At 55.6% G+C, this 23,773-nt stretch carries 25 protein-coding genes; 12 read left to right on the plus strand and 13 right to left on the minus strand.

What is annotated here, in order from left to right:
* Window positions 1–134 precede the first annotated feature (134 nt).
* Window positions 135–1,571 (minus strand): aldehyde dehydrogenase, encoded by a 1,437-nt coding sequence (gene aldA / locus EGO56_RS09370; RefSeq protein WP_135908697.1) that lies wholly within the window; start codon window positions 1,569–1,571, stop codon window positions 135–137.
* A 196-nt stretch (window positions 1,572–1,767) separates the two neighbouring features.
* Between aldA and EGO56_RS09375 the strand changes: the two genes are divergently transcribed.
* Window positions 1,768–2,034, plus strand: a complete 267-nt coding sequence (locus EGO56_RS09375) for a DksA/TraR family C4-type zinc finger protein (RefSeq protein WP_013357929.1) — start codon at window positions 1,768–1,770, stop codon at window positions 2,032–2,034.
* A gap of 3 nt (window positions 2,035–2,037) precedes the next feature.
* Here EGO56_RS09375 and EGO56_RS09380 read toward each other — a convergent pair whose 3' ends face one another.
* Both EGO56_RS09380 and EGO56_RS09385 read right to left on the minus strand, forming a co-directional pair.
* Complete coding sequence (locus EGO56_RS09380) at window positions 2,038–2,136, minus strand: YoaK family small membrane protein (RefSeq protein WP_008925225.1); 99 nt, start codon at window positions 2,134–2,136, stop codon at window positions 2,038–2,040.
* 43 nt (window positions 2,137–2,179) lie between these two features.
* On the minus strand, window positions 2,180–2,503 hold the full coding sequence (locus tag EGO56_RS09385) for a hypothetical protein (protein ID WP_135908699.1): 324 nt from the start codon (window positions 2,501–2,503) through the stop codon (window positions 2,180–2,182).
* A gap of 358 nt (window positions 2,504–2,861) precedes the next feature.
* On the opposite strand from EGO56_RS09385, the gene rhaT reads away from it, so the two are divergent.
* Window positions 2,862–3,896, plus strand: a complete 1,035-nt coding sequence (rhaT, locus tag EGO56_RS09390; RefSeq protein ID WP_095707163.1) for an L-rhamnose/proton symporter RhaT — start codon at window positions 2,862–2,864, stop codon at window positions 3,894–3,896.
* 286 nt (window positions 3,897–4,182) lie between these two features.
* On the opposite strand, the gene rhaR is transcribed toward rhaT, so the two are convergent.
* The gene (gene rhaR, locus EGO56_RS09395; RefSeq protein WP_135908701.1) at window positions 4,183–5,049 is read right to left on the minus strand and encodes an HTH-type transcriptional activator RhaR; all 867 of its coding nucleotides are present in this window, start codon (window positions 5,047–5,049) and stop codon (window positions 4,183–4,185) included.
* Window positions 5,050–5,060: 11 nt separating this feature from the next.
* A complete protein-coding gene (gene rhaS, locus EGO56_RS09400) occupies window positions 5,061–5,882 on the minus strand; it encodes an HTH-type transcriptional activator RhaS (protein WP_013357925.1) in 822 nt (273 codons plus the stop codon).
* 291 nt (window positions 5,883–6,173) lie between these two features.
* On the opposite strand from rhaS, the gene rhaB reads away from it, so the two are divergent.
* From rhaB to rhaM, 4 genes are read left to right on the plus strand one after another with little or no spacing between them, the layout of a single operon-like run.
* On the plus strand, window positions 6,174–7,646 hold the full coding sequence (gene rhaB, locus EGO56_RS09405) for a rhamnulokinase (RefSeq protein ID WP_135908703.1): 1,473 nt from the start codon (window positions 6,174–6,176) through the stop codon (window positions 7,644–7,646).
* Window positions 7,639–8,895 carry an L-rhamnose isomerase gene (locus tag EGO56_RS09410; RefSeq protein ID WP_135908705.1) on the plus strand — a complete coding sequence of 419 codons (1,257 nt, stop codon included), beginning with the start codon at window positions 7,639–7,641 and terminating at the stop codon, window positions 8,893–8,895. The genes rhaB and EGO56_RS09410 overlap by 8 nt, the downstream gene beginning before the upstream one ends.
* A 10-nt stretch (window positions 8,896–8,905) precedes the next feature.
* A complete protein-coding gene (gene rhaD, locus EGO56_RS09415; protein WP_135908706.1) occupies window positions 8,906–9,748 on the plus strand; it encodes a rhamnulose-1-phosphate aldolase in 843 nt (280 codons plus the stop codon).
* Entirely contained in the window at window positions 9,738–10,052 is a 315-nt protein-coding gene (rhaM, locus tag EGO56_RS09420; RefSeq protein ID WP_033732737.1) for an L-rhamnose mutarotase, read from the plus strand. The genes rhaD and rhaM overlap by 11 nt, the downstream gene beginning before the upstream one ends.
* A gap of 33 nt (window positions 10,053–10,085) precedes the next feature.
* Here rhaM and EGO56_RS09425 read toward each other — a convergent pair whose 3' ends face one another.
* A complete protein-coding gene (locus EGO56_RS09425) occupies window positions 10,086–10,736 on the minus strand; it encodes a TetR/AcrR family transcriptional regulator (RefSeq protein ID WP_135908708.1) in 651 nt (216 codons plus the stop codon).
* Between the two features lie 308 nt (window positions 10,737–11,044).
* Here EGO56_RS09425 and bhsA (EGO56_RS09430) point away from each other — a divergent pair, with 308 nt between their 5' ends.
* Together bhsA (EGO56_RS09430) and bhsA (EGO56_RS09435) are read left to right on the plus strand one after the other, a co-directional pair.
* The gene (gene bhsA / locus EGO56_RS09430) at window positions 11,045–11,302 is read left to right on the plus strand and encodes a multiple stress resistance protein BhsA (protein ID WP_135908710.1); all 258 of its coding nucleotides are present in this window, start codon (window positions 11,045–11,047) and stop codon (window positions 11,300–11,302) included.
* A gap of 37 nt (window positions 11,303–11,339) precedes the next feature.
* On the plus strand, window positions 11,340–11,597 hold the full coding sequence (gene bhsA / locus EGO56_RS09435; RefSeq protein ID WP_135908712.1) for a multiple stress resistance protein BhsA: 258 nt from the start codon (window positions 11,340–11,342) through the stop codon (window positions 11,595–11,597).
* Between the two features lie 78 nt (window positions 11,598–11,675).
* Here the strand turns inward: bhsA (EGO56_RS09435) and EGO56_RS09440 are convergent, their stop codons facing one another.
* The 3 genes from EGO56_RS09440 to EGO56_RS09450 all read right to left on the minus strand — a co-directional run bounded on the left by EGO56_RS09440 (window position 11,676) and on the right by EGO56_RS09450 (window position 14,826).
* Window positions 11,676–12,860: a sugar transporter gene (locus EGO56_RS09440; protein ID WP_013357917.1), complete on the minus strand. Its 1,185-nt coding sequence runs from the start codon at window positions 12,858–12,860 to the stop codon at window positions 11,676–11,678.
* A 286-nt stretch (window positions 12,861–13,146) separates the two neighbouring features.
* Window positions 13,147–13,407, minus strand: coding sequence for a hypothetical protein (locus tag EGO56_RS09445; protein ID WP_033732735.1), 261 nt, complete (start codon window positions 13,405–13,407; stop codon window positions 13,147–13,149).
* A 168-nt stretch (window positions 13,408–13,575) separates the two neighbouring features.
* Window positions 13,576–14,826 (minus strand): MFS transporter, encoded by a 1,251-nt coding sequence (locus tag EGO56_RS09450; RefSeq protein WP_095707170.1) that lies wholly within the window; start codon window positions 14,824–14,826, stop codon window positions 13,576–13,578.
* Window positions 14,827–14,921: 95 nt separating this feature from the next.
* Between EGO56_RS09450 and EGO56_RS09455 the strand changes: the two genes are divergently transcribed.
* The 4 genes from EGO56_RS09455 (at window position 14,922) to EGO56_RS09470 (ending at window position 19,532) form a co-directional block, all read left to right on the plus strand.
* Entirely contained in the window at window positions 14,922–15,815 is an 894-nt protein-coding gene (locus EGO56_RS09455) for a LysR family transcriptional regulator (RefSeq protein ID WP_135908714.1), read from the plus strand.
* Window positions 15,816–15,945: 130 nt separating this feature from the next.
* Window positions 15,946–17,163, plus strand: coding sequence for a sugar metabolism global transcriptional regulator Mlc (gene mlc, locus EGO56_RS09460; RefSeq protein WP_135908716.1), 1,218 nt, complete (start codon window positions 15,946–15,948; stop codon window positions 17,161–17,163).
* A 113-nt stretch (window positions 17,164–17,276) separates the two neighbouring features.
* Window positions 17,277–17,975 carry a dethiobiotin synthase gene (gene bioD, locus EGO56_RS09465; RefSeq protein ID WP_135908719.1) on the plus strand — a complete coding sequence of 233 codons (699 nt, stop codon included), beginning with the start codon at window positions 17,277–17,279 and terminating at the stop codon, window positions 17,973–17,975.
* Window positions 17,976–18,155: 180 nt separating this feature from the next.
* Window positions 18,156–19,532, plus strand: coding sequence for a nucleobase:cation symporter-2 family protein (locus EGO56_RS09470; protein ID WP_135908721.1), 1,377 nt, complete (start codon window positions 18,156–18,158; stop codon window positions 19,530–19,532).
* A gap of 451 nt (window positions 19,533–19,983) precedes the next feature.
* On the opposite strand, the gene osmV is transcribed toward EGO56_RS09470, so the two are convergent.
* The 4 genes from osmV to EGO56_RS09490 are packed head-to-tail and all read right to left on the minus strand — an operon-like array spanning window position 19,984 to window position 23,422.
* Window positions 19,984–21,120, minus strand: coding sequence for an osmoprotectant ABC transporter ATP-binding protein OsmV (osmV, locus tag EGO56_RS09475; protein ID WP_033732728.1), 1,137 nt, complete (start codon window positions 21,118–21,120; stop codon window positions 19,984–19,986).
* A complete protein-coding gene (gene osmW / locus EGO56_RS09480) occupies window positions 21,120–21,767 on the minus strand; it encodes an osmoprotectant ABC transporter permease OsmW (RefSeq protein ID WP_010244802.1) in 648 nt (215 codons plus the stop codon). The genes osmV and osmW overlap by 1 nt, the downstream gene beginning before the upstream one ends.
* Before the next feature lie 9 nt (window positions 21,768–21,776).
* Window positions 21,777–22,688 (minus strand): glycine betaine ABC transporter substrate-binding protein, encoded by a 912-nt coding sequence (locus EGO56_RS09485; RefSeq protein WP_013357909.1) that lies wholly within the window; start codon window positions 22,686–22,688, stop codon window positions 21,777–21,779.
* Window positions 22,689–22,705: 17 nt separating this feature from the next.
* Window positions 22,706–23,422, minus strand: coding sequence for an ABC transporter permease (locus tag EGO56_RS09490; protein ID WP_135908723.1), 717 nt, complete (start codon window positions 23,420–23,422; stop codon window positions 22,706–22,708).
* Window positions 23,423–23,773: the final 351 nt, after the last annotated feature.

Consider the following 23,773-nt stretch of genomic DNA (forward strand, 5'->3'; position numbering starts at 1 on the left):
CCCGCACCGTCCTGGCGCGGGACGCTTTCCTCCTCTGACCGTGTTCCCTGCATGTTGAGCCTATGGGGTGCTGCCAGATTCACACTGATTCAGTCTTGTCACTAATCTGTCAGGTCTGAAAATCGAGCCTGCGCTTAACTGAACTGCAGATAGGCAACATGGGTCTGCAGATACTCCTCCAGACCATGTTTTCCATCGGCTCCGCCGACACCCGACTTACGCCATCCGGCGTGAAAGCCCTGCATCGCTTCGAAGTTCTCACGGTTCACATAGGTCTCGCCAAACTTCAGCTTGCGCAGCGCGATCATCGTGGTATTGAGATTCCGGGTATAAATTGATGAGGTCAATCCATACTCGCAGTCGTTAGCCAGCGCAATCGCCTCATCCAGCGTTTTAAAGGTCATCACCGGCAGCACCGGGCCAAAAATCTCCTCTTGCATAATCGCCATATTCTGACGCACATCGGTCAGCAGCGTAGGCTGGAAGAAGAAGCCTCTCTCTCCGGCGCGCCTGCCGCCCAGAACGACTTTTGCACCTGCGGCAACGGCATCGGCCACTTTCTGCTCGACCCGATCCCGTGCGGCGGCATTAATCAGCGGTCCCATATCGATATCACTGCGTTCGGCGGGATCGCCAAACGTCACCTGCTTAAACGCGGTAGTCATTGCGCTGATAAACCGATCGTAAATGCCTTCCTGCACATAGACGCGCTCCACGCAGTTACAGACCTGGCCGCTGTTGATCACGCGTGAACTGATTATGGATCGCACCGCCAGATCCAGGTCGGCATCCTCCATCACGATGGCGGGCGCTTTGCCGCCCAGTTCCAGCGACACTTTGGTCACATTTTTAGCCGCGGCTTCCATGGTGGCGATACCTGCGCCGACGCTGCCCGTCAGACTCACCAGCCCGACCTTTGGATTGGCCGCCAGTTCCTGTCCCACTTCCGGCCCCAGACCATAGACAATGTTAATGACGCCAGCTGGCAGACCCAGCGTCTGGATAATCCTGGCAAACAGTGCGGCATTGTTCGGCGTCAGCTCGCTGGGTTTAATCACAATCGTGTTACCGGTGATCAGGGCAGGCGCTGCTTTGCGGGCGATCAGGAAAAAGGGAAAGTTCCACGGTAAAATTCCGGTGGTGACGCCAATCGCTTTTTTAAACAGGAAGATGTTTTCGTTAGGCCGGTCGCTGTTGATGATCTCGCCTTCATAACGCCGTGCCCACTCCGCCATATAATCGAGATAGTCGGCGGTGAACAGCACTTCCGTCTTCGCCAGGCCCTGGGTTTTGCCGCCTTCCGCCACGATGGTCGCCGTCAGTTCAGGCTCGCGGTCGCGGATGGCGCTGGCGATTTTGTGCAGCCAGACACCGCGTTCAACCGCAGGCAACGCTTCCCACGCTGGCTGAGCAGCTTCGGCGGCATTGATCGCAAGGCTGGCATCCTGACGGCTGCCCTGGGGAATGCGTGACAGCAACGCTTCAGTGGCCGGATTGATGACCTCAATCCACTGGTCACCCTGATGGGCGACAAACTCGCCATTAATGTAATGTTGATGATGTGTTGTCATTCGCTTGGCTCTCCGCTATCGATACGTTGCAGTAATGTGATAGCAGGGTGAAACAGATCGCTAAGCGTGACCTTTAGCTTATTGCCAGCTTGCGCGTCCGGCTGGCAGCCAATCACAGATATCGGTGAGTTCTGCGGCAAAAACGTCAATCTGTTGTAGATTTAAAGGAGTGAAATCGTGAAAAAGGGGTTAAATAATGGCAAGCGGATGGGCAGGAGACGGCGCAGTACAGGAACAGATTGATAGCACTGTTAACGACGGGATTGAGCGGGTCAGACAATCGCTCGGGCAGGGCGAAAGTGCCACCGAATGTGAACTCTGCGGCGAACCGATTCCTGAAGCGCGCCGTCAGGCACTTAAAGGCGTGCATTACTGCGTGGCGTGTCAGGAAAAAATCGATAAACAGCAGCAGACCAGCAGCTTATATAACCGTCGTGGCAGTAAAGACAGTCAGCTGCGCTAACGCTCAGGAGCCTGGCATTGCCAGGCCGCTGCCAATAAACCACGCCAGAAAGCCCACGCCCGCCACGATGATGGCGATCGGAAACAGAATTCCAATTCTCATATTCAACCTGCTGCAAACAGCGATTTCAGGGAGCGCGATCTTATCATGAGATCTGGAGGACTGCGCGGTGGGTTTTCAGCAGGGTGAAAAGCTGGAATTGCGTTGCCTCGTTCTCCTCACGCAGCACCTCGCCTTTTTTATAAATAATATGGTGCACTTGGCCGAGCTGACGCCAGACCACAATCGCCGAGGCGATCAGGGCGCAATGTTGCTCCGCCTGCACACACTCAATGGTGGCATAGTGCGTTTCATCCAGACCATTCACAAACACCTTTATCGCATCTGCAGGTAGTATCGCCCGGAGATCATCCAGCATCACCCGGCTGACTGACTGCGAAAGAAACAGTGTTAACCACTTCGTTGTCATTCCAATCCCTGATCCCATCAATTTGCCCCAGTTTATACGACCTTGTCTGCGGTAAAGAAGGCTTCTTTGCCCTTTTGCCACCATACCAGTTTAAATGGCAGTCAGTTTAAAAGTGTGCTGCGCCACACAGCAAAACGATAAAAAAGTCAGAATAATAAGTCACTTACCTTATTCATTGTCCGGTTATCTGACAACTGTGAAATTGTGATCCTTAACGTTAATAACGGGTAAATATTGCCACTCCGTTGCGGCTTCCGGCATTTATCCAAAGGCTGAGGAATTCCTGCAAAACGTAGACTGCCTGCTGAACGGAAGCTGACAGGTTTCCGACAGGCCTCAACCTAACCGGGGAATAACAATGAACAGCGCCATTATTGCAGGTATCTTCTGGCATTTTGTCGGTGCTGCCAGCGCCGCATGTTTTTACGCGCCTTTTAAACAGGTGAAAAGATGGTCATGGGAAACCATGTGGTCAATTGGCGGCCTGATGTCGTGGCTTATCCTGCCGTGGGCGGTCAGTGCTATTTTATTGCCAGACTTCAGGGCCTATTACAGCAGTTTTACGCTGTCGCAGCTGACGCCGGTTTTTCTGTTTGGCGCGATGTGGGGCATAGGCAATATTAACTACGGCCTGACCATGCGTTACCTCGGCATGTCGATGGGGATCGGTATCGCGATTGGCATTACCCTGGTGGTCGGCACGCTGATGACGCCACTCTTGCAGGGCCGTTTTGGCGAACTGTTTGCTTCGGCAGGGGGCCGGTTAACCCTGCTGGGCGTGCTGGTGGCGCTGATTGGCGTTGGGATAGTGACGCGTGCCGGGCTATTAAAGGAGCGGGCGCTGGGGATAAACGCCGAAGAGTTTAACCTCAGAAAAGGACTGCTGCTGGCGGTGATGTGCGGCATTTTCTCAGCGGGTATGTCCTTTGCGATGGACGCGGCGAAACCGATGCATCAGGCCGCCGCTAATCTGGGCATCGATCCGCTCTATGTGGCTTTACCCAGCTACGTCATCATCATGGGCGGCGGGGCACTGGTGAATCTGGCCTTCTGTTTCTGGCGGCTGGCCACCCGGCCTGAACTGTCGGTACGAAAAGACTTCTCTGTCGGAAAGTCGCTGCTGATTGCCAATACCGCTTTTGCGGTGCTCGGCGGCACCATGTGGTATCTGCAGTTCTTCTTTTACGCCTGGGGCCATGCCCGCATCCCGGCGCAGTATGACTATGTCAGTTGGATGCTGCATATGAGCCTTTACGTCCTGTGTGGTGGGCTGGTAGGCCTGCTGATGAAAGAGTGGAAGTCAGCAGGGCGTCGCCCGGTAAGCGTTTTATCGATCGGCTGTGTGGTGATTATCATTGCCGCTAACATCGTCGGGCTGGGTATGGCGGCCTGAATGCGAATATAAAGACAGTGTCTTTATAAAGAAGGCCCTTAGAGTTAGCAGAATGGCGGTCAGATCGTGCCCGCTCAGGGAACACGGTCAGATCGGAAAGACGCAAAAGCCGCCATCCATGGCCTGCTCGGCCCGCGACGTCCTGTCGCGGGACGCTTTCCTCTTCTGGCCGTGTTCCCTGCGCTTTTTAGCATAATCATTGCTGCTAATAATTCATTGGGGGAATTTCAGTGCGCTAAATTGCTTGCCGGAAGGGTGTTGAAAGGGCCTGCTATGCAGGCCCTTTTTAGTCAGACTCGGTACTCTTGAGCGCCTGCCGGGGCGCAATAAATCGCTGACGCCAGGCACTGGGCGTTAAACCGGTATCACGGGTGAAGACCACCGAGAAATAGTTACTGTCATCAAAGCCGCAGCGGGCGGCGACCTCACTAATCAGGCAATCCTGTGTGCGCAGCAGATATTTTGCCTGGCAGAGCTGCAGCTGGCGCAGGTAATGACCAATGGTCATCCCGGTCTGCTGACGAAAAAGCTGCCGCAGCGCCCGCTCGCTGAGCTGATTCTGCTGACAAAACGCCGCCAGATCGAAGGGACGGGCAAGGGCACCCTGTAAGGCTGACATCAGCAGATCAAGCTGTTCACCCTCCGGCAATGCCCAGGGACGATCGGCGGCGTAGCCATGGCGGCGCAGAATCAATGCCAGCTGTAAAAACAGCGCCTCAGAGAGCTGTACTGACAGCGGATCGCTTTTGCGGCTTTCACGCTCCAGCTGGCTGATAACGCCACGGGCCAGTGACATGCCGCGTGTGGTCAGACGCCAGCAGCCGGGCGTGTCCGGTCCCTGTTGAGGCAGCAGTTGATTCCAGTCAAGGCCAAGGCCAAAGCGGTCACGGCAGTAGAGGATATTATCCAGCACCAGATTGTTAACGCTATCGTAGCTATGGCAGTCACTGTCGCGGATATAAAAAACGTCGCCGCAGGTTATCAGCCAGGGACGATCGTTGAGGACATGCAGGCCGTTACCGCGCCAGACAATCACGATTTCACTGAACTCGTGTTGATGGGGCGGAAAGGAGGGTTGGGGCATCCTTTCGGCAACCGCCACCGGTAAACTGGTGGCGGGAAAATAGTCATCCCGACTGAGTATCAATGCCATACGTTGCTCCTTTACAACATCTGCTGGCGCTCCGCTCGCGGTGCACAGCCAAATTCGCGCCTGAACAGGGTTGAGAAATGGTTACTGTCACCAAATCCACACTGGAAGGCGATATCGGTAATTCGCATATCACTGTGACGCAGCAGATGACGAGCCTGTAACAGCCGCAAACGGTTCAGATAGCGCTGCGGCGTACTGCCGGTTTGCTGCTTCATCTGCCGATGCAGGGTTCGCAGTGACAGGGAGAAGCGATCAGCCAGTTCCTCCCAGACAATCTCGTCACTGTAATGGTCGCCAAGCCAGTCGAGCAGGCGATGCAATCGTGCTTCCTGATCCTGACTCTGCCCGTCAATACAGGCTTCCCGCAGCAACACCAGCAACTGCAAAAAGAGCTGTTCCTGGTGCGCCTGTTTCTCCAGCGACCAGGTATCATCCTGCTGCATCTTCGCTGTCACACTCAGCGCCTGCGCCATCACTTTGTGATTGATACGCCAGTGAGAGGTGTATTGCCCGTCCTGATCGCAGGGCAACAAAGCCTGCAGCCCGGAGAGAAAGCGAAACGCGCCGGGACTGCGATAAAGCACATTGGTCAGGCAAAGATTTTCGGTCTGCTCATAGAGATGACGATCGTGATCGCGCACAAAGCAGACACAGCCCGCACACAGCGTCTGCGGCTGACCATTAAACACATGAATGCCGGAGCCTTGCTCCACCAGTACAATTTCATGAAAATCATGATGATGTTCCGGAAAAGCTGCCTGCGGTATGCGGGGTTCAATCGCTATCGCGTAATCGCCTTCGGGAAAAAAATCTGCACTGTGCAATATGGTCATCGTCGTCTCTCGCTGCTTAACAAAACCGTAACGCAGTCTAATCAGGACGCCGTTACCTTACCTTGAATTTTCAGCTGGACTCAGCAGGAATCATGCTGATTTTTCAAGAAATCCCCGGCAGTTACCAGATTTGCGGCAGGGGTCACATCGCCTCTGCTGCCATCTCTGTGATCTCCCTCACGAAGTTCTTTGCCCATCTGCCAGCCACTTACGCCTGTTGGCATTCTGGGGAAGGTGACAACCAGGCAAGATTTTTACTCTGTGACCACTTAATCACAGGGAAAAGTCGCCATGACCAGGAGAAACATTGTTGCTATCGATCTCGGCGCATCCAGCGGACGGGTCATGCTCGCCAGCTGGGATGCCGCGCAGCGCCAGCTGGCACTGCGTGAGGTCCGGCGCTTTAAAAATAAGCGCCAGCGTCGTGCCGGTTATGACTGCTGGGATCTGGCTATGCTGGAGCAGGAGATACGCGCCGGGCTGGCTCAGTTAGATGATGAAGGCGTTGTCCCTGACAGTATCGGCATCGACACCTGGGGTGTTGATATGGTGCTGCTGGATGCAGAGGGTGAGCAGGTGGGTGAAGCGGTCAGCTATCGTGATGCGCGCACGCACGGTCTGATGGAGCAGGCACAGCATGAGCTGAGCCGCAGCGCCATTTATGGCCGAACCGGCATTCAGTTTCTGCCGTTCAATACACTCTATCAGATGCGCGCTCTGCATCAGCAGCAGCCAGACTGGCAGGCCCGCGTGGCGCATGCGCTGATGATACCTGACTACCTGCATTATCGCCTGACCGGTAATCTCAACTGGGAATACACCAACGCGACCACCACGCAAATGCTCAATATTCACAGCGGTGAGTGGGATCGCGATTTGCTCGCCTGGGCGGGCGTTGACGCGCGGTGGTTCGGTCAGCCGCAGGCACCCGGCAATACCGTTGGTCACTGGATCAATCGCGCAGGCACGGCGGTTCCGGTGATCGCCGTCGCCACTCACGACACTGCCAGCGCAGTTCTTGCAACGCCGCTGATGCAGGACGACGCCGCTTATCTCAGCTCAGGAACCTGGTCGCTGATGGGCTTCGAAAGTCTGCAGCCCTATGCCTGCGATACGGCACTGCGCGCCAACATCACTAACGAAGGCGGCGCTGAGGGGTATCGCGTACTGAAAAACATCATGGGGCTGTGGCTGTTGCAGCGTATCTGCAGCGAACTGCAGATTGACGATCTCAGCATGCTGATTGAAGAAACTGCCCGTCAGCCCGCCTGTGTTTCACTCATCAGTCCCAATGATGCGCGCTTTATCAATCCGGACAGCATGGTTAATGAGATTCAGAACGCCTGCGCAGAGCAGGGCATGCCGGTGCCGCAATCTGCCGCTGCGCTGGCTCGCTGCATATTTGACAGCCTGGCGCTGCTCTACCGTGAAGTCATTCAGGAGCTGGCACAGTTGCGCGGCAAGCCTTTCAGCCAGTTGCACGTGGTGGGAGGCGGCAGCCAGAACCGCTTTCTTAATCAGCTCTGCGCCGATGCCTGCCAGATCCCGGTACTGGCAGGCCCGATTGAAGCCTCCACGCTGGGTAACGTTGGTTGCCAGCTGATTGCCCTGGGCGAACTGACCGATGTGGCTGATTTCCGCTGCAGCGTCATTAACAACTTCCCACTCGAAAAATTCGAACCGCAAACACACAGCGTCTTCAGTGCCAGTCAGGCACGCTTCGCGACGCTGAGTCAACCCGCTAAGGAACCCGCTTATGACTAAGCAGATTGAACAGGCTTTTGAACTGGCTAAACAACGCTACGCTGATAATGGGGTTGATGTTGAGCAGGCCATCCGCCAGCTGGACCGCATTCCGGTCTCCATGCACTGCTGGCAGGGTGATGATGTCCGGGGATTCGAGAACCCACAGGGCGCACTGACCGGCGGCATTCAGGCGACCGGCAACTACCCGGGACGGGCACGGAATGCCAGTGAACTACGCAGTGATATCGACAAGGCTATGTCGCTGATTCCTGGCGCGAAACGTCTGAACCTGCACGCTATCTACCTTGAAAGCGACAAGCCGGTGGACCGGGATGCCATTGAACCTGCCCATTTCGCCAACTGGGTCGCCTGGGCCAAAGAGAATAAGCTGGGCCTCGATTTTAACCCAAGCTGCTTCTCGCATCCAAAAAGCGCGGACGGCTTTACGCTGTCGCACAGTGATAAAACCGTCCGTCAGTTCTGGATCGACCACTGCAAAGCGAGTCGCCGCATCTCTGCCTCATTTGGTGAGCAGCTGGGCACGCCGTCAGTGATGAATATCTGGGTGCCGGACGGCATGAAAGATATCACCGTAGATCGACTGGCTCCGCGTCAGCGCCTGATGAGCGCGCTGGATGAAGTCATCTCAGAAAAACTCAATCCGCAGCACCATATCGATGCGGTAGAGAGCAAGCTGTTTGGCATTGGCGCTGAGAGCTACACCGTAGGCTCTAACGAGTTTTATCTCGGCTATGCCGCCAGTCGTCAGACGGCGCTATGCCTGGATGCAGGGCATTTCCACCCAACCGAAGTGATCTCCGACAAAATTTCCGCCGCCATGCTCTATGTGCCGCGCCTGCTGCTGCACGTCAGCCGTCCGGTGCGCTGGGACAGCGACCATGTTGTGCTGCTGGATGATGAAACCCAGGCTATCGCCAGTGAGATCGTCCGTCATCAACTGTTCGACAAAGTGCACATTGGCCTCGACTTCTTCGACGCCTCAATTAACCGGATTGCCGCCTGGGTTATCGGCACCCGTAACACCAAAAAAGCGCTGCTGCGTGCCTTGCTGGAGCCAACCGACCGCTTACGCCAGGCCGAGAACAGTGGCGATTACACCGCGCGGCTTACCCTGCTGGAAGAGCAAAAATCACTGCCATGGCAGGCGGTCTGGGAAGCGTGGTGCCTGCGCCACGACGTCCCGGCTGATGCCAGCTGGTTAGGCGATGTCCGTCATTATGAACAACAGATCTTGAGCCAACGTTAAGGATTTCACTATGCAAAGCATTCTTTCTTCCGGGTTTGTTAAGGGAATGGTCAAAGCGACCAGCGACATGTGGCTGAAGGGCTGGGACGAGCGTAACGGCGGTAACGTCAGCCTCCGTCTGCTGGAGGAGGAGGTGAAACCCTTTGCCGCCGATTTCTGTAAAGAGCCGCGCTGCATTGAGCTGACCCAGCCTGCGCCAGCGCTGGCGAACGACTGGTTTCTGGTGACCGGGTCAGGAAAATTCATGCGTAACGTCCAGCTCGATCCGGCGGATTGTCTGGCGCTGCTGCAGGTCGATGACAAGGGACTTTCTTATAAAATTCACTGGGGCCTGTCGAATGGCGGTTTGCCGACCTCTGAGCTGGCATCACACTTTCAGTCTCACGCGGTACGTAAAGCCGTCAGTAAAGGCGCAGATCGGGTGATTATGCACTGCCATGCGACCAACTTTATGGCTCTGAGCTACGTGGTTGAGATGGACTCTGCCCGCTTTACCCGTTTGCTGTGGGAAGGCAGTACCGAATGTCTGGTGGTCTTCCCGGATGGCGTGGGTGTGCTGCCATGGATGGTGCCTGGCACCGATGAAATCGGCACGGCGACTGCCGGACAGATGCAGTCACACACCCTAGTGATGTGGCCATTCCACGGCGTCTTTGGCACAGGCCCGACACTCGATGAAACCTTTGGTCTGATTGATACGGCGGAAAAATCGTCAGAAGTAATCGTCAAAGTGCTGTCGATGGGCGGAATTCGTCAGAGCATCACCACCGAACAGCTGATCGCGCTGGGTGAGCGCTTTGGCGTTAAGCCGTGGCAACCGGCGCTGGATGTGGGCCCAGCCAATGCTGCGTAAAGCCTTTGTGATGCAGGTGAATGCCGACTGTCATGCAGAGTATGAACGTCGGCACTCCCCAATCTGGCCTGAACTGGCTGAGACGCTGAAGGCACACGGCGCGCACAACTATGCCATCTGGCTGGACGCAGAGCGGAATCTGCTGTTCGCCAGCGTTGAGATTGAATCTGAAGCACGCTGGGAAGCGGTGGCAGAAACGGAGGTGTGTCAGCGCTGGTGGGCGTCAATGAAAGATCTCATGCCGTCTAACGCAGATAACAGTCCTGTCAGTCAGCCGTTAAAACCGGTGTTTTTCCTGAACTAGATGACGAAAAGGGCGGCAATGCCGCCCTGTTTTCTAGCCCCTGGCCTGACACAAGCCGGTTAGCGTTGGCCACATGGCCATCAGCGTATCAATAATACCCTCAAGATCGTCACGCTCTGCGCCTTCACGGGCCCGTACCGACATGCCCTGCAGCATACAACCCAGATAACGTGATAGCGCAGGAATATTCACTGCTGCACTCAGTTCGCCACGCTGCTGGCGCGCCAGCAGAAAATCACTCAGCACATGCTCCTGCGACTGATGCTGCTGTTGCAGCATGGCGGCAATCTCTGCCGAAGCCGCCGACAGGGCAGTTGAAGTACAGATAAAGAAGCATCCGCCGGGAGAGTCGCGTTCGGTAAAACAGGCCGCAGTAGAGCGGAAATAGGCCTCAATGGCCCGATCTACCGGTAACTGGTCATCGCCTAATGCTGCTTCACGCCATGCGCTGAACTTCTCTACATAACGCTCCATCGCTGCGCGAAACAATCCCTCTTTATTCACAAACTCTGCGTAGAGGGTTGGTGCTTTTGCGCCAGTGGCGGCAACCAGATCGGCGAGAGAGGTTCCCTCGTAACCGTGTGTCCAGAACAGGGTCAGAGCTTTATCGAGCGCAGCTTCGCGATCGAACACTTTGGGACGGCCGCGGCATTTCTTTACATCGCAATCCTGAACCTGACTCATACACCCTCACAGACAGTAAAACATCCTATTAAATTACCGATCATTATAAAAATGTGCAAGGCCCACTGAAAATGTCAGCCGCAGGCGTTGTCATTTTGTGCGCCAGCGCATTTTTACCGCCCCTATGGTTAAGTCAGAAAAGGGGTGGAAGCCCATAATCACGCCACTTCGCGAATAAAATAACGCTCATTAAATAAATATTGACGACGAACCAGATCGGGGTCTATCATTTATTTAACGGTCGTTAACTAAATAGCGACAACCCAATTCAGACACACCGAATTCAAATACCGAACAGAGAGAATATTATGAAAACCATCAAAACCACCCTGGCAGCACTGGCACTTACTACCCTGGCTTTTGGCGCATCGGCCGCTGATCTCGTCACCAGCGATCCGGCTAATCAGCAGCCCGTTGGCACCATCTCCGTACTGGGTGGCACCAACCTGAGTTCTGTTGAAGCACAGCTGAGTGCCAAAGCGGATGAAGCCGGTGCGAAATCATTCCGCATCACTTCAACCAGTGGTCAGAACAAACTGCACGGCACGGCTGTGATCTATCAGTAACAGGCAGTTCATCAGATAATGTGAGAAGGGGTTCGTTATGAAACGTATCAATATGATGGTGGCGGCGGCGGTGCTAAGTGGCCTCTCCTTTGCCAGCGTGGCGGCCCAACAGGTGAGCAGCACCCCGTTGGATCAGCAAAAAATCGGTGTCATCAGCGCAACGGGCAGTATGAATCTGACCTCGCTGGAGCAGCAATTGTCAGAGAAGGCCAGCGATATCGGCGCAAAGTCTTTCCGCATCACTTCGACCTCTGGCAGCAACAACCTGCATGGCACAGCCATTCTTTATAAGTAACAGATGCTATAAATAATCATAAACAGGCTTCAGATAAACCCACTTATCTGAAGCCTTTTTTATTTGGTACGGCGCTGATTATCCGTTGCTGCGTAACTGCGGATAGCGTCGGAAAATATAAACACACCACAGCAACGCCACCAGACCAATCATCCCGCCGACATTCCCCACTTCCGCCATGCTCAGATGGAGACTGACCTGATTACCCAGCAGCGCGCCCGCGCCAATACCAATATTGTAGATACCGGACATCAGGGACATCGCGACATCCGTGGCGTCCGGTGCCAGCGAGAGCACCCGCACCTGCATACCCAGCCCAATCATCATCATCGCCACTCCCCAGACAACGCACAGCGTGGAGATAGCGGCAGGGCGAACGGCGGCAAAGATCAGCAGGCCCATGCAAAGGGTGATCAGCGCAATGGCGGCAATCAGCAGGGCGGAAGGGAATTTGTTACCCAGCGTACTGAAGAGCAGGCTGCCGACAATGCCCGCTGAACCAAACAGCAGCAGCAGCAGGGTTGTGAAATTGCCGCTGGAGTGGGCGACGGTCTGCATAAATGGCTCGATATAGCTGTAGGCGGTGTAATGCGCGGTCACCACCAGCGTCACCAGCAGATACATGCTGACCAGCGCCGGACGGCGAAACAGCATCGGCACACTGCTCAGCGAGCCGGTATGCTCACTCGGCAGGCGCGGCAGAATACGTACCAGCATGATCATCAGCACCAGCGCCGACAGACCAATCGCGCCGAAAGTGGTGCGCCAGCCAAGATACTGACCCACCACGCGGCCAATCGGCACGCCCAGCACCATCGCCAGCGCGGTACCGGTCGCCAGCATACTCAGCGCCTGGGTTTTCTTACCCGCCGGGGCAACACGAATCGCCAGCGAGGCGGTGATCGACCAGAACACCGCATGAGACAGAGCGATGCCGACGCGCGACACCATCAGCGACCGGAAATCCCAGGCGACGGTTGAAAGCACGTGGCTGACGATAAATATCAGGAACAGCACGCCCAGCAGCAGCCGTCGCTCAATATTGCGGGTCAGCAGCATCAGCGGCAGTGAAAGCAGCGCGACGACCCAGGCGTAGATGGTCAGCATGATCCCGACATCAGCCGTCTGCATTGAAAAGTCAGCAGCGATATCAGATAACAGGCCAACCGGCACGAACTCGGTGGTATTGAAGACAAATGCGGCGATGGCCAGCAATACCACGCGTAGCCAGGCAGTTTTACGTGAAACAGTTGTTGGTTGCATGAGGAGTCAAGTCAGTCAGTACAGCGAAATCGGATGTGGCAGAAACATCCAGCGAAAGTGACCTGCGTCACAAATTACTGACCATTGTAGTGAATAAAGCGGGAAGCGAAACCTTATAAATGCCTTTTATTGCTGATTTTTTATTATCGCCCTGTGACAGGGCGATAGCCTGAGGTTATCGAGGACGAAGCGGTGCAGACATCATTCAAAGCAGGGGGTTGCCCTCAGGCAGAATGTAATTGAACAGCACGGCGGAAAGCGTTTTACCTCCGTGCTGTCCAGTCGATTAACGCGATGGCGGAGTATGTTTTAGGGCCACGCTGAGCTGACTGGCCTGCGGGTCGCTGTGATTAAGCGGACAGCAGTTTTCGCAGCCGATGGCGCCCGCATAATATTTTTTTGCCTGCAAAATAGCGGCATTCACATGATAAAAACTTCCCAGAAACAGTCGGTTATCCATGTCGGGAAGATGGGGGCAGCCCGCGGCATGAACAACATGATTATCGTTATATCCCGATTGTTTATTAACGTAGTAATAGAGAGCCACAGGCGTTCCTTGTTGCCGTGTTAAAAGGCAAAGCAGATGAATTATTACAATAAAAAGGATTATAGCGGGAAAAGCACGTTTTGTTTGTTATGGATCTGAAGGGAATGTTCAGCGTGACAAGCTGCCAGGCCCGCCGGGGAGGTCGGGGCCTGGCATAAGAGAAATCAGTCAGAGTCTTTTACTATGCAGACGCCAGGCAACCAGCAGCGCCAGAATTAACAGGACGCTGATAAACAGCGTGATTCCGCTCCAGCCAAAATTATGCCAGAACAGACCGCCCAGCGTGCCCGCCACGCTGGAACCCACATAGTAGCTGAACAGATAGAGCGACGAAGCCTGCCCACGCGCCCGGCGTGCACGGGGACCAATCCAGCCGCTGGCGACCGCATGGGCGGCAAAAAAGCCGGCGGTGAACAGCATCATTCCGGGCAGAATCAGCCAGAGTGAGTTGAAGGCAGTGACCAGCAGACCCAGCAGCATGATGGCTGTCGCGCCCAGCATCACCGGCCCGCGTCCCAGGCGACTGGTCAGCGCACCCGCTTTAGGTGAACTCCAGGAGCCGGTGAGATAGACCACCGACAACAGACCCACCACGGCCTGACTGAGGTGCCAGGGCGCATCCAGTAAACGGTAGCCAATGTAGTTAAACAGGGTGACAAACGCACCCATCAGCAGAAAACCTTCGGCAAACAGCCAGGGCAGGCCCGGATCACGCCAGTGCAGCCGGAAGTTAATCAGCAGATTGCGCGGGCGCAGCGTAATAGGGCGGAAATGACGCGATGCAGGCAGGATTTTCCAGAACATCAGCGCTGAGGCCAGTGAAAAACAGCCAATCACCGCCACGGCGATGCGCCAGGAGAAGAGGTCGGTCAGGACACCGCTTAACAGACGCCCGCTCATTCCGCCAATGGAGTTACCGCTGATATATAACCCCATCGAAAAGGCGACGACCCGCGCATCCATCTCCTCGCTCAGATAGGTCATACCGACCGCCGCAACACCGCTGAGCGACAGTCCCATCAGCGCCCGCATAATCAGAATGCCGTGCCAGCTGGTCATGGTGGCGGAGATCAGCGTGCAGATGGCCGCCAGCATCAGAGCGGTCACCATCACCGATTTTCGCCCGATGGCATCAGAGAGCGGCCCGGTCACCAGCAGGCCCAGCGCCATCAGGCCGGTAGAGATAGAGAGCGACAGACTGCTGGTCGCCGGAGAAACACCAAACTGCTGTGACAGCACCGGCAGAATCGGCTGCACACAGTAGAGCAGGGCAAAGGTCGCCAGCCCGGCAGAGAAAAGCGCCAGCGTGACGCGCATAAAAGCGGGTGTTCCCCGCCGGATATAACCTGCTGCGGCAACAGACGCCTGCGGTTCAGTCACCGCTTTCTCATCCACTGTTGCCTGTATTGAGCGACTCACACATCTTCCTCTTAGTCAGAAAACCTGTCGTCAGCTTAGGAAAGCGGCATTATGCTGTCTAATATATTAATAATCTCAAATAAGACGTTTAAAATATGAATATCGAACTGCGTCATCTGCGCTACTTCATTGCAGTGGCGGAAGAGCTCCATTTCGGGCGGGCGGCCCAGCGTCTGAATATTTCTCAGCCGCCGCTCAGTCAGCAGATTATTCAGCTGGAAGCGGAGACCGGCGCAAGGCTGTTCAATCGCACCAACCGCAGCGTGCAGCTTACCGCTGCCGGACAGCAACTGCTGAGTGATGCCCGCACGATAATCCTGCAGGTTGAGCAGGCAGCCGATCGTGCCGCCCGGCTGCATCGTGGCGAAGAGGGAGAGCTGCGTATCGGCTTTACCTCGTCGGCACCCTTTACCGCTGTCGTTTCTGATGCGCTCTTCCGGTTCCGGCAGCGCTGGCCACAGGTGCATATTCAGATGCAGGAGATTAATACCCGCCAGCAACTGGCCCCGTTACATGACGGACGGCTCGACCTCGGCGTGATGCGCAACACGCCGCTGCCCGCCGACCTGCGTCATCAGCTGCTGCTGAGCGAGCCGCTCTATGCTGTGGTGCACAAGGCGCATCCGCTGGCTGAGGCTGAAAAGATCTCTGTGACGGCGCTGGCGGCTGAACCCTTTGTCTTTTTCGATCCTCAGGGCGGAACCGCGCTCTATAGCGACATACTGGCACTGCTGCACCGCTACCACATCAAGCCGTACATCACTCAGGAAGTCGGTGAGGCGATGACCATCCTGGGGCTGGTGGCAACCGGTTTAGGCGTTTCCATTCTGCCCGCCTCTTTTCGCCGGGCGCGGCTGGCCGATCTGGTCTGGCTGCCGTTAACGGAAGAGGATGCGATTTCAGAACTCTGGCTGGTCTGGTCAGCCGGACGCGAAATAAATGCACAGATGGAGAATATGATGGCGTTGCTGCGGGAAAACCGGGCCTGAAGCGAGCGCGACGCAGCATCAATCTGTGCGATAAATCACATTTCTAATCAAATATTTGACGCTGTCGCCTGATCTGCCTCACCATGGCGCATGTTTATTTAGAAGCGCGAAAATAACCGGGAGCAGGGTTGTGAATCCGGACAGTCAACCTGGCCACATTGACCAGATCAAGCAGACCAATGCAGGTGTCGTATATCGATTAATTGACCGTTACGGTCCCATTTCGCGTATCGAACTTTCCCGCCGTGCTCAGCTTGCTCCGGCCAGCATAACCAAAATTGTGCGTGAGATGCTGGATGCGCATCTGGTGCAGGAAACCGAGTTTCAGGATCCCGGCAGCCGTGGCCGTCCGGCGATTGGCCTGATACTTGATACCGACGCCTGGCACTATCTGGCGATTCGTCTGCATCGCGGTGCCATGACCTTTACGCTGCGCGATCTCAGCAGCCGTGAGCTGGCAGAAGAGAGCCTCCCGCTGCCCGATGAATCTGCTCAGCCCTTACTGACCTCGCTGATTGAACAGGTTGATGCTTTCTTTATTCGTCATCAGAAGAAGCTGGAACGTCTCACGGCCATCGCCATTACGCTGCCGGGGTTGATCAACGCCGCGTCAGGCGTGGTGCATCGGTTGCCGGGTTATCAGGTACGCGATATGCCACTGGGCGATGCGCTGGCGGCGCGAACCGGCTTGCCGGTGTTTGTACAGCACGACATTTCAGCCTGGACGCTGGCGGAGTCGCTGTTTGGTGCCTCGCGCGGTGCCCAGGATGTGATTCAGATTGTGATTGATGAAACTGTGGGTGCTGGCGTTATCAGCGGCGGTCAGCTGCTGCATAAGAGCGGTCGGGCGCTGGTCGAGATTGGCCATACTCAGATCGACCCTTATGGCCAGCAGTGTTACTGCGGGAATCATGGTTGTCTGGAGACGGTAGCCAGCACTGGCAGTTTACTGGCGCTGGCGGCGCAGCGACTGCCTGCCCAGCCTGACAGCCTGCTCAATAACCAGCCCCTGACGCTTCAGTCACTGTGTGCGGCCGCGCAGTCGGGCGATCGTCTGGCGCGTGACACCATTGCCAGCGTCGGGCATCACGTTGGGCGGATCCTGGCAATGATGGTCAACATCTTCAATCCACAACATATTCTTATCGGTTCTCCTCTTAATGCCGCCGCTGATGTGCTGTTTCCCGCGGTAAGCAACACTATTCTGCAGCAGTCACTGCCTGCCTACAGCGCCGGCATTCAGCTGGCACCCACTGAATTCAGCGAGCCTGGAACCTTGGGCGGTGCCGCGTTGATCAAAGACGCACTCTACAACGGGCACCTGTTAGTGAAACTGTTGCAAGGTTAAGCAGGCCTGAACTTGCGCTAACGCAATCCATTCTCATCCTTCATTCCTTAAAATGCCGTTTCGCAGCAAGGTTAATCACCGATTAACCGCAACGGTTCGAGAGGAGAAGTTGTGTGAACAGACTATTTGTTACCGGCACCGACACCGCAGTGGGCAAAACGGTGGTGTCCCGTGCGCTGTTACAAAGTTTTATCCAGACCGGACAGAGTGCAGTGGGCTACAAGCCCGTTGCGCGCTGTGCCGTAAAAACCGCTGATGGCCTGCGTAACAAAGATGCACAGGTTCTGCAAAGTTCGTCATCTATCGACTTACCCTATCTGGCGATCAATCCGCTGGCTTTCCAGGAAGAGGAGATCTGCACCCATCCGGGGCAGATTATCGATTACGGATTGCTGACCCGGGGATTAATCAGCCTGACGCAGCAGGCCGATCGCGTGGTGGTTGAGGGCACAGGCGGCTGGCGCAGCCTGATGAACGACGGACGTCCGCTCTCCTGCTGGGTCGTTGAGCAGCAGCTTCCGGTGGTGCTGGTGGTTGGGATCCAGTCGGGTTGTATCAGTCACGCCCTGCTGACGGCAGAGGCGATAGCGCGGGATGGACTGCCACTGGTCGGCTGGGTTGCGAATCGCATCAATCCGGGACTGGCACAATACAGCGACATTATTGAGGTCCTGCAGGAAAAAATTGCTGCGCCACTGCTGGGCGAACTGCCTTATCTGCCGCGCGCTGAACAGCGTGATCTCACGTCCTGGATCGATATTTCACTGCTGGAACAGGATGCTCTGCACGCTGTGAGTGCAAAGATCGCCTGATGATGAAACAAAACAAATCAACTGAGTCCGGGATGAGCCTAAAGTTTCAGGCTCATCCCGGACTGTCTGCAACTATTTCTGTTTAAATTTGAAAGACCTGGATCGACTGTCGCGAAACCCTGACGTCATGGCGCAGAAAATGCATTAACTCCGCTTATCACACAGAGCCGGAGCACCACCATGTCGCACTCGCACGAGAAAGGTTTGTTATATGGGCTTGAAGCCCGCATTGGCCCCGTCCCGGCGTTCTTCGCCGCGCTGCAACATCTGCTGGCCAGCGTGGTAGGGATTATCACACCACCGCTGATTATTGGCTCGGTTCTGGGATTGCAGGCCTATATTCCTTATCTGATTAGCATGTCGCTGTTCGTCTCCGGTTTAGGCACGTTTATGCAGGCCCGACGTTTTTATGGCGTTGGCGCGGGCATGATCTGTCTGCAGGGAACCAGTTTTGCATTTCTGGGTGTTATTCTCTCCGGTGGCCTGATGGTAAAAGGGCGCGGCGGCTCGCCGGAAGAGATTATGGCGATGCTGTTTGGCTGCAATCTGGTCGCGGCGCTGATCCCGGTTCTGATCAGTCGCTGTGTCGGCACGCTGCGTAAAGTGCTGACGCCAGTGGTGACCGGTACGGTCATTACCCTGATAGGCATCAGCCTGATTAAAGTCAGCATCACTGACTGGGCAGGTGGTCACAACGCCACAGATTTTGGCTCACCGGGTAATCTGGCGCTGGGCGCACTGACGCTGCTGGTGATTGTGGCGCTGAACCGCTCACGTAACCGCTGGGCGCGACTGGTGGCGGTGGTGGCTGGCATTGCGGTGGGATGTATTGCAGCAGCCTTAACTGGTCACCTGCAACTCAGGGCCGCGCCGGAGAGCAGCTGGCTGGTGCTGCCTGCTTTCTTCCGGTTTGGTTTCGACTTTGACTGGACCATTTTTCTGCCGATTGCGCTGGTGTCTGTGATTGCGGTGATTGAAGCGGTCGGGGATCTCACCGCTAACTGCCTGATTTCACAACAGCCGATTACCGGCAAACCTTTTCAGCAGCGGTTGCAGGGCGGCATTGTTGCCGATGGCCTGAGCTGCGTGCTGGCCGCAGTCTTTTCTGCCTTTCCTAACACCACGTTTGCGCAGAACAATGGCGTGATCCAGATGACCGGCGTTGCCAGTCGATATGTCGGTATGCTGCTGGGGATTATGCTGGCGCTGCTGGGGCTCTTTCCCTATGTCGGGTCGCTGTTGCAGCAGATCCCGCCACCCGTGCTGGGCGGGGCGACAGTGGTGATGTTTGGCAGTGTAGTCGCTGCCGGTATCCGGGTGATGACGCAGACGCCGCTGGGCCGCCGCGAGATGCTGATTGTCGCGATCTCATTCGGGATTGGACTGGGGGTGGAAGCGGTGCCGGAGGTACTGAAGCAGTTCCCGCCGCTGATTAACAATTTATTTGGTCACGCGGTGACGACCGGCGGCATTCTGGCGATTGTGCTCAATCTGGTGCTGCCAGATGAGGCACCTGCGGTGGACGAGGTTGAAGCGGAAACGCTGACTGAAAGTTAAAAGCAGATGATCAGGAAGTTTAGAAACACAGAAGGATCAATGTATTTCTTACAGACAACACAGAAATTAAAGCGATGGGAGCATACGCCAGTAGCAAAGCATAGCGGGCCAGGGATGGCCCGCGCTGAGCCCGCCATGGATGGCGGGTTTTGCGTCTTTGCGGAGGGCGTATGCTCCCTGAGCCATTACCTGAAACACCAGAAAGAATGGTCCCATGCAGCCCGTAAACTGATTCGCTTTAAGATTGAGTCTGCGAAGGGAACTGGGTCAGATCGGAAAGACGCAAAAGAGTCATCCCTGACTGCTCGACCCGCGCCGTCCCTGGCGCGGGACGCTTTCCTCTTCTGACCCAGTTCCCTGCGCATTAAGCTTTTGTATTGCTGTCAGTTTCACCCAAATTAGGGTTTCTCTGCGATTGAATGGGCCATGGCGGCCCTTTCGTCTGACTGGACTATGGATTCAGACGACGACGGGTTCGACCCGAGCTGAGGTAATCCGCGATATAATCCTGCGAAATCTCACCGCTGTAGCGACCCTCTTCATCGACAATCGGCATCCAGACCGTGTTGTGCTCATAAAGTTTCGACAACACCACACGCAGGTTCTCTTCGGCTTTACCGGTGACCTTAAAGGTATGCAGCTTCTCTTCACAACGGCCACTGACGTTTCGCGCCTCACGCCGCTTCACGAAGCCCAGCGGTTTGCCATCCTCATCGACCACGGTAATCGACCGCATATCGTTCTCATCCATGGTGCCAAAGGCTTCTTCCAGCGGCGTCGAGCGGCGCACGGTGATAGTCGGCTGCTGATCGGTCACGTCACCAGCCTGCACCAGTAGCAGGCGCTTAAGCGTACGGTCCTGACCGACAAATGAGCCGACAAACTCATTGGCAGGGGTCGCGAGCAGTTCATCAGGACTGGCGCACTGTACGATCCTGCCCTGACCAAATACTGCGATGCGATCGCCGAGCTTCAGCGCCTCATCAATGTCATGGCTCACCAGCATCACGGTTTTCTTAAGCTGACGCTGCATGTCCAGAAACTCGTTCTGAATCACTTCACGGTTAATCGGGTCGACAGCACCGAACGGCTCATCCATGAGCAATACCGGTGGATCCGCGGCCAGCGCACGAATCACGCCGATACGCTGCTGCTGACCGCCGGACATCTCACGCGGATAGCGGTGCAGGAACTTTTTAGGGTCCAGCGCAACCATGCTCATTAACTCTGTAGCGCGCTCATGACACTGCTTCTTATTCCAACCCAGCATGCGCGGCACGACGGTAATGTTCTCCTCGATGGTCATGTTGGGAAACAGACCAATCTGCTGGATCACATAGCCAATGTTGCGGCGCAGGGTGGTTGTGTCCTGGGTACTGGTGTCTTCGCCATTAATCAGGATCCGGCCACTGGTGGCCGGAATCAGGCGGTTAATCATCTTCAGCGTGGTGGTCTTACCGCAGCCTGATGGACCCAGCAGCACGCACATCTCACCGGCTGGCACATGCAGGCTGACGTTATCGACGGCTTTATTGGTGGTGCCGTTTTTCTGGGTAAAGGTTTTCGTCAGGTTTTCCAGCGTAATCATTATCGAATCCCCTTTGGAGTCAGCGCCTGCTGCAAACGGTGCAGCAGCCAGTCAAGAAAAATAGCCAGCAGACAAATCATCAATGCGCCGGCAATTAACATACGAATATCACTGCCGCTGATACCATCCAGCAGCAGCTGGCCCAGACCGCCCGCGCCAATGACGGCGGCAATCGCCATCACGCCAACGTTCATCACCACGGCGGTTCGGATGCCGCCGAAAATTACCGGCAGCGCCATCGGGATTTCAACCCAGCGCAGACGCTGCCAGAAGGTCATGCCGATGCCGCGACCGGCTTCACGCAGACCGTCCGGCAGATTCTCCAGCGCGGTATGCGTATTGCGCACAATCGGCAGCAGCGAGTAGAGGAACACGGCGGTAATCGCTGGCAGCGCGCCGATGCCCTGACCGATCAGCGAAAACAGCGGGATCATCAGACCAAACAGCGCAATAGTCGGAATGGTCAATACTACGGTGGCGATACCGAGAATCGGTGTAGCCAGCCATCTGACGCGCACGATCAGAATGCCCAGCGGCACACCAATCACGATGGCCAGACCAACCGCAACCAGCACCAGCCAGCTGTGCTGCCAGCTCAGGGTGAGCAGGGTGCTCCAGTTATCCATGATGTAGTGAAGGGTATCCACAGTGCCTCCTTACAGCATGTTTTTGGATTGAAGGAAATCACGTGCCACTTTTTCCGGTGACTCATGGTCGATATCGACCCGCTTGTTCAGCTCGGTAATCGCCTCATTGGTGATCTGTGCAGAGAGCTGATTAAGGGCACTATCCAGTCCTGGATGGCTCGCCAGCACATCCTGACGCACGACCGGCGTCACGTTGTAGCTTGGGAAGAAGTGTTTATCATCCTCCAGCACTTTCAGATTAAAGCCCTTAACCCGGCCATCGGTGGTGTAGATCAGACCGGCATCCACGAATTCGTCACGAATAGCGTTATAAACCAGACCCGGATCCATCTGACGGATCTGCGGGCGATCCAGCGCCAGGTTGTAAGTCTTCTGCAGCGGTTTCAGGCCGTCTGAACGACCTGCGAATTCCAGATCCAGTCCCAGCCGCCAGTTGTGGTCCGGGTCAGACTGCCGAACCTGTTCAACTTTCGCGACCAGCTGTGACATCGTATTGATGCCCTCTTTTTTGGCCCGCTCCTGAGTCATGGCAAAGGCGTAAGTGTTATTCATCGGCGCCGGGTTCAGCCAGACCAGCCCCAGTTTGCCGTCCAGCTGTTTTACCGTCTCATACGCCTGCTGTGAAGACATCGGCTGGCTGATGTGGTTGAAGATAATCAGTGACGTACCGGTATACTCCCAGACCATATCAATCTGCTTATTCAGCAGCGCGTTACGGCCAATGGTGGTGGCGATATTGCGTTTAGGGACTACCTCAAAACCTTTCTTTTGCAACCAGAGTACCGTCATGGCTGACAGGATATGCTGCTCGGTAAAACTCTTGGTTGCCATTACCAGTGGGGCAGCCGCCTGTGCCGTCTGGCTTAGCAACAGCGTCGCGGTCAGCGCGACAGCGCTTTTCTTAATCCACTTCGTTAGCATTACAAAGCTCCTTGTGGTCAGGCCGCAGCGTGCGGACTCAGAAAGCGGCCCAGCGCGGCCAGCATCATATCCAGAACCAGTGCCACCAGCGCAGTCGCAACGGCACCCAGAATCAGGGTCGGGAAGTCATTCAGATAGATACCCGGGAAGATCAGCTCGCCAAAACTGCTGGCACCAATCAGGAAGGCCAGTGGCGCGGTGCCAACGTTGATGGCGGTGGCGATACGCACGCCAGAGAGGATCACCGGCATCGCGTTGGGCAGCTCAACCTGGCGCAGACGTTGCCATTTGGTCATGCCGATGCCGTTGGCGGCCTCAATCAGCGACGGAGTAACCGCGCTCAGACCCGAGAAGGTGTTGCGGACGATGGGCAGCAGCGACGCCAGAAACAGCGCAATCAGCGCCGGACGGTCGCCAATTCCGATAATAACCATCGCCAGTGCCAGCACCGCGAGCGGTGGCAGGGTGTTACCGACATTGAAAATCTGCATCACATACTCGGCCCAGCGACGCGCAAACGGGCGACTAAGCAGGATGCCGCTGGGAATACCGACCAGCAGGGCGAACAGCATTGACCAGAAAACTAAGAAAAGGTGTTGTTGCCCGAGATAAAGCAGATCGACTTTACGTGCGACCAGCTGATCCCAGCCTAAGCCCCAGATCAGCACCGCGATCACCGCGACCACTGCAAGCAGTGCCAGACCGGCGCGTCGGGCCAGTGAAGCATTTTGCATAGGAGAATCTCCCTGATAACGATCTCAATTGTTATAACAACCATAAACAGCCCGACAGGTACGGCAAAAACTGCCGCCGCGCCCAATACCGAAACTGCGATAAAATGTAGATAAAATGACTGTTTATCCACTCTTTTTCAGTGAATACCGAATAAGATGGTGTAATGCTATAGCAGGCCTTTTTTGTACAAGCCAGCTTTTAAGCCCGAAATCAGGCAGATAGAAACAGGTTAAAAGCGTGTTAAAGCCGCGTAGCCGCTGGGCTAATGCGACAATAAAAAAAATTCATCGACTTTAGGTGACACCGTCACAGATGGCGCAGAAAATGCGCACGCGTGGGAAACTGTACTG

This window comes from Pantoea vagans (assembly GCF_004792415.1).
In the GTDB taxonomy this organism is placed as follows: domain Bacteria; phylum Pseudomonadota; class Gammaproteobacteria; order Enterobacterales; family Enterobacteriaceae; genus Pantoea; species Pantoea vagans.